At 54.5% G+C, this 5419-nt stretch carries 5 protein-coding genes; 3 read left to right on the top strand and 2 right to left on the bottom strand.

Annotated features, from left to right (window positions below; translation table 11 throughout):
* Together A9513_RS36290 and A9513_RS34780 are read left to right on the top strand one after the other, a co-directional pair.
* Positions 1-2110, top strand: a 2110-nt coding sequence (locus A9513_RS36290) for a DUF637 domain-containing protein (protein ID WP_218060700.1), incomplete at its 5' end; no start/stop codon positions are given.
* Positions 2111-2115: 5 nt separating this feature from the next.
* On the top strand, positions 2116-2613 hold the full coding sequence (locus A9513_RS34780; protein ID WP_083196088.1) for a contact-dependent growth inhibition system immunity protein: 498 nt from the start codon (positions 2116-2118) through the stop codon (positions 2611-2613).
* 61 nt (positions 2614-2674) lie between these two features.
* Here the strand turns inward: A9513_RS34780 and A9513_RS36015 are convergent, their stop codons facing one another.
* A complete protein-coding gene (locus A9513_RS36015; protein WP_176707231.1) occupies positions 2675-2824 on the bottom strand; it encodes a hypothetical protein in 150 nt (49 codons plus the stop codon).
* An 885-nt stretch (positions 2825-3709) separates the two neighbouring features.
* Here A9513_RS36015 and A9513_RS35435 point away from each other — a divergent pair.
* Positions 3710-3952, top strand: coding sequence for a hypothetical protein (locus A9513_RS35435; RefSeq protein ID WP_128082494.1), 243 nt, complete (start codon positions 3710-3712; stop codon positions 3950-3952).
* Positions 3953-4187: 235 nt separating this feature from the next.
* Here A9513_RS35435 and A9513_RS10610 read toward each other — a convergent pair whose 3' ends face one another.
* Positions 4188-4940: an integrase core domain-containing protein gene (locus A9513_RS10610; protein WP_065327384.1), complete on the bottom strand. Its 753-nt coding sequence runs from the start codon at positions 4938-4940 to the stop codon at positions 4188-4190.
* Between the last annotated feature and the right edge of the window lie 479 nt (positions 4941-5419).

The following is a 5419-nucleotide window of genomic DNA, read 5'->3' as shown; positions in this document are numbered from 1 at the left end:
AGGCAAGACCGACGAGATGCTGCGCCAGACCCAGATGATCGCCCAGGGCAACATCGCCATCAAAGCTGTGGACGGCCTGAAGATCGACTACAAGCACATCGACCAGAAGAGTGTCAGCCAGGCCATCGATGCCATGGTGCAGGCGGATCCTAACCTCGCATGGATCAAGGAAGCCGAGAAGCGGGGCGATGTGGATTGGCGGGCGGTGAAGGAGATTCACGACTCGTATAAGTACAGTAATTCGGGGTTGGGTGCAGCGCCTCAGCTCATAATTGCCATTGTTGCGTCGGCATATTTGGGGCCGCTATACGGCGCCATGGCCAGCAACCTCGCCGTAGGCACAATCAACAACGGCGGAGATATTGGTAAGGGGCTGAAATACGCCACAAGCTCAGACAACTTGAAGGGTTATGCCATCGCGGCCGCAACCGCCTATGTCGTCAGTCCGCAGTTGGACAAGGCATTTGACGTATCCACTGACAACATCAACAAAGTCACAAAAGGGTTTGATCTCAGTACAGCGGAAGGTATCGGTGGTTTCGCTGCTTACAGCATTGCACAAGGCTTTGCCCAATCAGTCATGCAGCAGGCCGCTTATGGCGGTAGTTACATCGACAATCTGGGGGATGCCATGGCTGGCCAGGCGCGCAACCTGGGCATGGCGGTGGGCTTCAATTTCATTGGCGATTCGGTCAAGTACCCTGACGGCAGTCCGCAGAAAATCCTATCCCACGCCCTGATGGGCGGTTTACTAGCCGAAGTGTCCGGGGGCGATTTCAAGACTGGCGCGGCAGCGGCAGGCGCCAACGAAGCCATGATCAACCTGCTCGGGAAAATGGTGGGAGGCGATCAGAACCTGGAACTGATGGCCTCGCAGTTGGCCGGTCTAGCTGCCGCAGCAGCGGTCAACGGTGATGTGAGTCTGGGCGCAGAGATTGCCAAGAGTGGGACCGCCTACAACCGCCAATTGCACCCGGATGAAATCAAATTTGCCTCCGATGCCGAGCGCGTCAAACGCTATGCCCAAGCCAACGGACTGAGCGAGGAGGCCGCGCAAAAGGAACTGCTCAGCACTGCCGCGATGATGGTGGATAACGGCTGGAACCAGGCGTTGTCTGGCACCGATATCAACGCCGCCCGCGCCGCTCAATACTTGCGTACGGAACTGGGCAAAGGCCCTGACAGCAATCTCTTCCAGGTTACCCAGACGGACTACTACAACGAGCGAGTGGGGCTGGAGGCGCTATTCAAGAACAAGGATGCACTGACCAAAGTCCTGGAAAACATCGCACTGGCGAACCCCGCAAGCTACGCAAGGGACCCGGCTAACAGTGCTGAAGTTCTGAATGCCAAGGGTGAGGGTAGTCAGGCGGGCTTTGGGCTGGCACTAGAGGGTATAGCCAGTGGGCCATCGAAAAGTGCGCTATGGCTGATGGGTACGTTAAAGTGCCCAAGCTGCGCAGCCGAGGATATCCAGAGTGCCTGGAGTGCGGTTGCCTCGCTACCCGAAGAACTGCGCATGAAGAGCTATCTGGACGCCTTGCACACCATGCAAGGGCAGGGCGCAAGCGTAGTGCGGGACAATGCCACAAGTGCTGCTAAGCTTGGGGTTGAAGTTGGGCTGGCCATTGATGGTGGGTTGGCGGGAACTAGTGGAGTTGCAAAAGGGGCTACTGGTTCGGTAAACAACGCTACTGCGGGGATTAAGTGGGGCGAGGGCATTCAAGGGCAGGGCATGCCCTGGGAGAACTACCTGGCTTCGCAGATGCCAGCCAGCTCGCGTTTGCCGGCGAACTTCAAGACGTTTGACTTCTATGATGCTTCGAGTGGTACGGCGATTAGTGCTAAGACTCTAGATACAACCACTGCTGCTAAATTGGCTAACCCTAGCCAAGTATATTCTTCCCTTAAGGGGAATATTGATTCTGCTGCTAAGTTTGAATCGTATACGCTAGGTAATGTCCCATTAAATAGCAGCATGATTAACGCTCGCGAGCTTCGTGTCGCGGTGCCGTCAGGGACTACTCCTGCTCAATGGGCGCAAATAAATAGGGCGGTAGAGTATGGTAATTCTCAGGGTGTGAAAGTTACTGTAACTACGGTGGAATGAATGCAATGAGCAAGCCAGATAAGAGGTCTTTCGTTTATGTAAAGTCAAATAAAGACTTTACGTTTTTGGAGACATACTCGGGATATTGGAATTTCCTTCCTGATCCTGAAGGGAAAAAATATTTACTGTCGCCTTCAGCCTCGGATGGTGAAATCGGTTCTGCGATTTATGAGGCTGTTTCGGTTAGCCGGCAAGTTGATCCGCAGAGTTGTCCGGAGTTCTTCGATTTGATGGGGAGAGTTGCTCCAGAGTATGCCGAGTGGGTGAACGGCCTTATGAAGGAATTTGGATATAAAACGAAGCGGGCAATGTTTAAAGATATGAAGAGCTGTGCGGTTGAGTTGGTGGGTAGATCTATAGTTATGCAGCCTAGTCATCACGAAAAGCTTGAGGCTTGGAGCGAAAAAGGGATATCTAAAGATGACTACGTGGTTGTTTCAGCCGATAGCTCCCCTGATCAAATAGGCTTTGCCCTTCGTTTAGCCCTTAGCCGCTGCACATAAAAACTCTCGCTGTGAAACGAAAAACCCCAGCCAACGAGCTGGGGTTTTTATTGCCTGCGATTTACCGCCCTCGCCGTTGCTCATGATCCGCCTGATACAACGACCAAGCATCGGAGGCCAGCAACAACAACGAGCGGCTGACCGTGCAGAACGAATTCTGTTCTGGGTCGCCCAGGCGCAGCACCGAAAGCAATTCGATCACCGACTTCAATCGATACTCCGCCGCGTCATACAACGCTTCGGCGGGTGCATCCAATTCAGGTACAGCGTGGCATTGCGGGGGTAGGTGCTGTGTTGCGAGGCCGTATCCAGCGGAATGAACCGGGAAGAAACGGGACGTTCAGGGATAGCGGTCTGTGACGTATGATGCGCGTCAGCCATGGTCAGCTCCTTGTTAGCTGGTTGTGGTTAGCGGGCTTTCGGTGTTCGCGCACCGTTAGCCCGCGCTTCTTTGGTTATTCCTTCCCCTTCGTTGCCGGTGCTGCCGCACGGGCGATGGCTCCAGCGACTTGGTGTTTCACGATCACCGCATCGAGCAGGCCGCGCACCAATTCCTGTTCTTCCTCCGGCATGGGAAAAAAGGGACAGATTTATTTTTCCACTCTAAAACTGGCTGGTGAGTCAGGATTAGAGTGCAGAAAATAAATCTGTCCCCTTTTTGCCCGACCATTATGGCTACATGTTGACGGAGCCTGGATTCTGGGGTGAGCTAAGTCTGGGAGTGGCATTGGGGGTGGCAGGTCGGTACCTGCCTTCCGCAAATGCTGCGAGAGAAATGGGCTTGTTTTGGCAGTCGGCCAAAGAACCATATACAAGTGGACAAGTTATTAGTGCCGCTGGTCGGGGGGTAACTAAACATCCTGAGTACTTTGGCTTTAATTCTACTCAGGAATTGCGTCAGATTTATAGATCTGATGCCATGCTGAATGAGTTGGCAGGTAACGCCATCCAAGAAATACTCCAAGGTGGCGTTAGGACTGCCGGTGCGGGTGGTCGGTATCCTGGTGGATGGGTAACCTATACTCTTCCTGATGGACGGGCAGCTAGTTGGGGGGTAAATGGTGAGTTTATTGGGTTTAGAGGGGTGAAGAATTAAATGAAAGATCTTGTATTCGAAAAAGTTGGTGATATTCATAGTGAATATCCATATTTGTGCGTCTATTTTTCTGAAGAAAAAGAGCCGTTCATGGAAATATCAGTTGCTGAAGATCGAAGCCTCGAATTCGTGGTGTATTCACGCGCCTTAAATTTGTACCTTAGTGCAGGTGACCTCAGGGAGATACTTAGCCGGGGGGCTGAATTTCTCCCGGAGGCATTAGAGAATGGGGATTTTTCATAGTTTACTGTCCCGTTGTCCCGTCCAAGCGTCCAATTCAATTTCCCTGCTTAATTGGCGGGAGGATTTTCGTGGGTTAGGCGTCAAAAACGCCTGCTACTACCTCCCGCTTGTCGGATTTTCGACTGAATTTCTTCGCGTCTCTCCTCTGATTTCCTGCGTTTCCCGCTGAGCGACGAGCCGACATCATCTGTCTCGTGGACAGGTGATCTTCCCAGCGCTGCAAATCCTCCGGCTGCTATCCGCTCAGGTAAAAGCCGCTCAACAATCCGTCCCAGGCTTCGAACCACTCCACCCGCTTCGGTCTCCGCTGATAAGGATCGATGCCGTTCCAGGCTTCCAACGGCGTTCGTCCATTCAAGCTCTGATGCGGCCGAACGGCGTTGTACCAGAACGAAAAAATCGTCAGCGCCGCTTGAAGTTGTTCGCCATTCAGTACCCGCCAGCAGTCGAGTTTGTGCTTCAGCGTGCCAAACAATCGCTCGATCCGGCCGTTTTGCCAGGGGCAACCGACATCGCTGCGTTGGTGGCGAATGCCCAGCCATTTCAGCGCTTGAGTAAACAATCGACCGGTGAATATCCGCTCGTTATCGGTCCGCAAGGCGCGCGGTTTTCCATAGCGTCCAATCGCCAGAAACAGATAGCCCAGCAGCGTCCAGGCGGATTTGTTCGGCACGGCTTTCAGTTCGAGCAAGCGCCGCGTGCCGTGCTCGATCACGCCGAGCAGGGTGTGCTGTTGTCCGTGGATATCCTGCTTGCCGGTCAGGTCCATCGCCGATACAGCATTTCTAATTGGTGAGCGAGGCCTGCGTCTGCGCAGTTCTCGCCGCTTGCATACCACCGCGTAGCGTTCTCGACGCAAGGTGTAAGCCACGAACGACTTGCTCACCGTCATCTGCCGCCGCTGGGCATGCAAGCGATTGAAGGTACCGGCGATACGCCGATAGCCGGCCTTGGGCATCAAAGCCTTGAGGCGAACCAATTCATCCACGACCCACTCAGGCTTACGCGGCGAGCGTGCCGGTGTGCCGCGTCGGGTTCGCTGCCAACCTGATTTCGGTGCGGAGAATTGCCGAGGAAAAAGACTTGCCAACCACCGCCAAATTGCGTGCCACCATCTGAGTGAAACCATTGTGCGCTCCTGGCAAAAAGGACGCTTGATACCGGCCAGGCGGAAGTGGTGACATCGACCTGCGCCGAGCAGAACTGGAAAGTTCGTCCGATGTGCGTTCTTTAACAACTCAAGTCAAAACACATGCAGATAGCGCGGAGCCGACGTCCCTGTCGCCACTCCGGCACTCCGGCACTCTCCTGAACCCCCGGCCCCGCCATCCCTGGCGGGGCGCTTGCCGGGGCAACGCATGCGTTGCCAAACCCCGGCTCGCCCTGATGGACAACGCCATCGCCTACAAGGACAGCCTCCAACTGCAACTGGGCGTCGGCCTCAGCGCCGAACAGGTCGCCGCGCTG

This window comes from Pseudomonas sp. AU12215 (genome assembly GCF_001675465.2).
In the GTDB taxonomy this organism is placed as follows: Bacteria; Pseudomonadota; Gammaproteobacteria; order Pseudomonadales; family Pseudomonadaceae; genus Pseudomonas; species Pseudomonas nitroreducens.
The sequence above is the reverse complement of the archived record's forward strand: the minus strand, read 5'-3'. Positions and strand labels throughout refer to the sequence as shown.

What these genes read in the sequence shown, in the direction of transcription:
- A9513_RS34780 (WP_083196088.1), top strand. Translation starts at nt 2,116, where the DNA reads ATGAGCAAGCCAGATAAGAGGTCTTTCGTTTATGTAAAGTCAAATAAA.
- A9513_RS35435 (WP_128082494.1), top strand. Translation starts at nt 3,710, where the DNA reads ATGAAAGATCTTGTATTCGAAAAAGTTGGTGATATTCATAGTGAATAT.